Consider the following 2,916-nt stretch of genomic DNA (forward strand, 5'->3'; position numbering starts at 1 on the left):
TCTCGGGCACGAAGGCGGGCTCGGGCGCGAAGGCCCGGGTCGTCGTGTCGGCGGCCTCGGCGCCCCGGCCCGGGTCGTCGCCGGCCGTGCCGGCGGGGGGGCGCTCCGCAGCCCCCTCCACCGGTTGCAGGTCGGCCCCTTCGAGCTCGTCGGGCACCGCGTTCTTGCCGGGCGTGCCGGCGGCGGGCTCGCCCGGCGGGGGCGGCACGTGGGCGACGTCCGTCGCGGCGGTGGCGAAGTCCGGCTGGCCTTCGGAGAACGAGGCCGGGGAGTCCGGCGGCGGCGCGATCGGCGCGGCGACCGGCTCGGGCTCCGGTGCCCGCGTCTGGCCCGGCTTCGGGTCCGGCGGCTGCACCGGCACGGGCGCCGGACGCGGCTCCTCCTTGGTGCCGAACATCTTGCGCAGCAGCCAGCCCGGCCTCTTGTCTTCGCTCATTCCCGCTTGCTCCCCGGACCCGGCATGGTTAGCGCGAGGGTATGCCCCCAGCCGATGCCCTCCTAACAGACATAGGCGCGCGCCTCCTCTACCGCGATGCCCTTGTGCTCGTCATCGACAAGCCGGCCGGCTTGCCGGTGCATCCCGGACCGAAGGGCGGCGAGACCCTCACGGACCATCTCGAGCGCTTACGCTTCGGCCTGCCGCGCCGGCCGGAGGCCGCGCACCGCCTCGACCGCGACACCTCCGGCTGCCTCGCCCTTGGGCGACACGCCAAGGCGCTCGCCCGCCTGAACAAGCTCTTCGCCGCCAGCGGCACGGTGGAGAAGACCTACTGGGCCCTGGTCGAGGGCGGCCCCGAGGCGGAGGCCGGCGCGATCGACCTGGCGCTGGCGCGGCGCTCCGACGACCCGCGCTCCTGGTGGATGAAGGCCGACCCGGCCGGCGACCCCGCGCTGACCCGCTTCACGGTCCTCGGGCGCGGCGGCGGCCTGACCTGGCTCGCCCTCTCGCCGGTCACCGGACGCACGCACCAACTGCGCGTCCACTGCGCCGCCCTGGGCTTCCCGATCCTGGGCGACCCGATCTACGGCACCGCCCCTCGCAACGGGGGCCCCGGCCTGCAACTGCACGCCCGCGCCCTCGCCCTGCCGCTCTACCCGAAGAAGCCGCCGATCCGCGTCGAGGCGCCGGCCCCCGCGCATATGCGCATGGGCCTGGAGGCCTGCGGCTTCGGCGGCTGAGGATCATCGCTGCCGAGACCATGAAGGCATCTCAGGCGGCGATGAGCACGCGCCCGTCATGCCCGGCGATCGTCACCTCGCGAAAGACGCCCGGCGGGGGCTCCGGCGCCAGCCGCACCGGGGTGAAGCCCTCCGTGCGCCCGAGGCCGCCGCGCTCGGTGAGCACCCGGTGCGTGCAGCCCACCTCCCCGGCGAGGTGCGCGGCCAGCGCGGCGGCCCCCGCCGCGCGCAGGCGGGCCGCACGATCCCGCACGATCTCGCCCGGCACCGGCGGCATCCGCGCGGCGGGGGTGCCGGGGCGGGGCGAGTAGGGAAAGACGTGCAGGTGCGTCAGCCCGCACTCGGCCACGAGGTCGAGGGAGCGGGCGAACTGCGCTTCGGTCTCGGTGGGAAAGCCCGCGATGAGGTCGGCCCCGAACACCGCGCCGGGACGCAGGGCCCGGACCGCGTCGCAGAACCGGACCGCATCGGCGCGCGTGTGGCGCCGCTTCATCCGCTTCAGGACGAGGTCGTCGCCGGCCTGGAGGGAGAGGTGGAAATGCGGCATCAGCCGCGGCTCGCCGCCGATCGCCGCCATCAGGGCGTCGTCGGCCTCGATGGAATCGATGGAGGAGAGGCGCAGGCGGGCGAGGTCCGGCACCTGCGCGAGGATCGCCTGGACGAGGCGCCCGAGGCTCGAGGCCGCCGCGAGGTCGCGGCCATAGGCGGTGAGGTCGACGCCGGTGAGCACCACCTCGCGCCCGCCGGCCTCCACGATCCTGGCGACCTGCTCGACCACGTCGGCCAGGGCGACGGAGCGGGAATTGCCGCGCCCGAACGGGATGACGCAGAACGTGCAGCGGTGGTCGCAACCGTTCTGCACGGGCACGAAGGCGCGGGTCTGCCCGGCGATGCCGGCGATCCGGGTCGGGGTGGCCGTTCGCACCGCCATGATGTCGTCGATGGCGGCCCGTGCCTGCGGGCGCTCCGGCCCCGCCCAGGTCTCGGCCCGGCCCTTCGCGTCGTTGCCGACGATGCGGGCCACTTCCGGCATCGCCGCGTAGGCCTCGGTCTCGACCTGCGCGCCGCAGCCCGTGACCACGATCTCGGCGCCGGGCCGTTCACGGGCAAGCCGGCGGATCGCCTTGCGGGCCTGGCGCCCGGCCTCCGCCGTCACCGCGCAGGTGTTCACGATGACGAGGTCGGCGGACGCGGCCCCGGCCTCCGCGTGCCCGCGCATCACCTCGGACTCGACGGTGTTGAGGCGGCAGCCGAAGGTCAGGGTCTCGACCGCCATCGTCAGGCCACGCCGTCGTCCGCCGGAAACATCTCGGGCGGGAAGGTGCCGTCCCATTCCACCGCCACCGGGCCGGTCATCAGCACGTGGTCGTCGGCGCGCCACTCGATGACGAGGTCGCCGCCGGGCAGGCTCACCGTGGCGCCCCGGCCGATCATGCGCAGGCGCGCGGCCGCCACCAGGGTGGCGCAGGCCGCGGTGCCGCAGGCCAGCGTCAGCCCGGCCCCGCGCTCCCAGACCCTGAGCTTGATCCGGTCCGGCCCCAGCACCTGCGCCACCGAGATGTTGGCGCGCTCCGGAAAGATCGGGTGGTTCTCCAGCATGGGGCCGATGCGGGCGAGGTCGTAGGTCTCCGGATCGCGGTCCACGAAGAACACCGCGTGCGGGTTCCCCATGTTCACGACGCCGGGCGAGTGCAGGACGGGATCGTCGATGGGGCCGATCTGGAGCTCGATCCGCCG

3 protein-coding genes and 1 pseudogene are annotated in these 2,916 nt (G+C 74.9%); 1 reads left to right on the forward strand and 3 read right to left on the reverse strand.

The window, feature by feature from the left end:
• Positions 1–436: pseudogene (locus tag K2X24_RS11750) on the reverse strand (signal recognition particle-docking protein FtsY); the annotation flags it as partial.
• 41 nt (positions 437–477) lie between these two features.
• On the opposite strand from K2X24_RS11750, the gene K2X24_RS11755 reads away from it, so the two are divergent.
• Complete coding sequence (locus K2X24_RS11755) at positions 478–1,179, forward strand: RluA family pseudouridine synthase (RefSeq protein WP_292498127.1); 702 nt, start codon at positions 478–480, stop codon at positions 1,177–1,179.
• A 31-nt stretch (positions 1,180–1,210) separates the two neighbouring features.
• On the opposite strand, the gene mtaB is transcribed toward K2X24_RS11755, so the two are convergent.
• On the reverse strand, positions 1,211–2,455 hold the full coding sequence (mtaB, locus tag K2X24_RS11760) for a tRNA (N(6)-L-threonylcarbamoyladenosine(37)-C(2))-methylthiotransferase MtaB (protein ID WP_292498130.1): 1,245 nt from the start codon (positions 2,453–2,455) through the stop codon (positions 1,211–1,213).
• Between the two features lie 2 nt (positions 2,456–2,457).
• Positions 2,458–2,916: diaminopimelate epimerase (gene dapF / locus K2X24_RS11765; RefSeq protein WP_292498132.1), on the reverse strand; the 459-nt coding region annotated here is incomplete at its 5' end.

The sequence above is a fragment of the Methylobacterium sp. genome (genome assembly GCF_019750675.1).
GTDB lineage: Bacteria > Pseudomonadota > Alphaproteobacteria > Rhizobiales > Beijerinckiaceae > Methylobacterium.